Consider the following 1,643-nt stretch of genomic DNA (forward strand, 5'->3'; position numbering starts at 1 on the left):
CGCGCGTTGGTGTGATACCAAAGGTGACTAAGCCGCCTGCTTCCGCTAGCACTTTGGCTTGCGCAATGGCTTTTTCAAACGCGGCCGTATCACGAATCACATGATCGGCAGGAAGAACCAACATCAAAACGTCTTCGTTATCTGATTGCAACACTTCAAAAGCGGCTAATGCCACTGCAGGGGCGGTATTGCGCCCTACTGGTTCCAGCATCACTTTAGCGCCTGTTACACCCATATCCTGAAGCTGCTGGGCAATGAGAAAACGATGATCGTCATTACACACCACAAGCGGTGACTGAACATTAAGATGATTCGTTCTCACTAGGGTTTGCTGCAATAAAGAAGACAACAAATCTGTGAGATTCAAGCACTGCTTAGGAAAGTGCTCACGGGATAAAGGCCAGAGGCGGCTACCAACACCACCAGACAACACAACAGGGCAAATTTTCATTTATCATCCTTTAAAGTTAACTCACCATATATTTCTAAGTGGCGGTTGACAACTGTTTCGATACTAAATTCAGCTTCAGCAAGCTTACGACCAGCTAATCCCATTGATTTCCGCAAATCAGGACTTTTAATAAGGCGCTCAATTGCATCCGCCAATGCAGTCGAATCTTTTATTGATACCAATACTCCCGTATCAGGCTCTATGGCGTCTCGACAGCCTGGATGATCAGTGGTGACTACAGCACGACCACATGCCGCGGCCTCTATCAATACTTTAGGCAATCCTTCACCATAATAGGAAGGCAAAGACACTATGTTAGATTGAGAAAAAAGATTGGCTATATCCGTTCTATAGCCAAGGCACTCAACTAATCCTTCCGCTTGCCATTGATCAAGCTGTTCTTGTGTTACCGTATTGCTATTACCAGGGTCTGGATCACCAATTAACCAAAAACGAGCTTTAATACCACGCGCCTTTAGTATCCGCGAGGCTTCTACAAACTCAATAACGCCTTTGTCTTTTAACAGCCTTGCTGCGAAAGAAATAATTGGCAGACCATCCGGTTCTGGTAAGTAAGGATAAACCGATAAGTCAGCACCTGCACCACGTATCAAACGAGACTTTTTAAACTGCAACACCCCCCAATTAACTAACAAATCACGATCGTTAGTATTTTGAAAAATAACAGCTTGGTTGTTATGTCCAAAAGCAAAACGATACATAGGGTAAAGAATAGATTTTATAACCTTATTTTTTAAACCTTGAGCCGAAAACAAAATACCTAAACCTGCAACTGCAGAAACAACAGAAGGAACTTTCGCTGAACGTGCTGCAATACCACCATACAAATAGGGTTTAATCGTCACCAAATGCACTAAATCTGGCTGTATTGTTTTAAATAAACGATGCAAAGCAAAAATCGTAGACAGTTCAGCAAGAGGGTTCATGCCCTTACGCGACATTTCCACAGAATGATAGTTAAAACCAGCCTCAGAAAGTTCAACAGGGCACTCACCCGGCGCAATAACATGCACCTCATCACCTCTAGAAAGCAGAGCTAAGCCAATTGGCTTGCGATGCGATAGAAAGTAAGCGGCATTATTAACCACAAAAACTATTTTATTCATTTGTTTTTCTCAAGCCATAATTGGAACATTAGAACGCTCCACAACTGCGACGACCAATCTCGTTT

General features: G+C 43.2%; 2 protein-coding genes. Both read right to left on the bottom strand.

Annotated features, from left to right (window positions below; all coding sequences use genetic code 11):
- Positions 1-451 (bottom strand): sugar phosphate nucleotidyltransferase (locus tag B7C60_RS17950; protein ID WP_245868610.1); only part of this gene is annotated, 451 nt, incomplete at its 3' end.
- Positions 448-1,578, bottom strand: a complete 1,131-nt coding sequence (locus B7C60_RS05475) for a glycosyltransferase family 4 protein (RefSeq protein WP_099610787.1) — start codon at positions 1,576-1,578, stop codon at positions 448-450. The genes B7C60_RS05475 and B7C60_RS17950, both read right to left, overlap by 4 nt.
- Positions 1,579-1,643 lie beyond the last annotated feature (65 nt).

The organism is Vibrio fujianensis (assembly GCF_002749895.1).
Lineage (GTDB): Bacteria > Pseudomonadota > Gammaproteobacteria > Enterobacterales > Vibrionaceae > Vibrio > Vibrio fujianensis.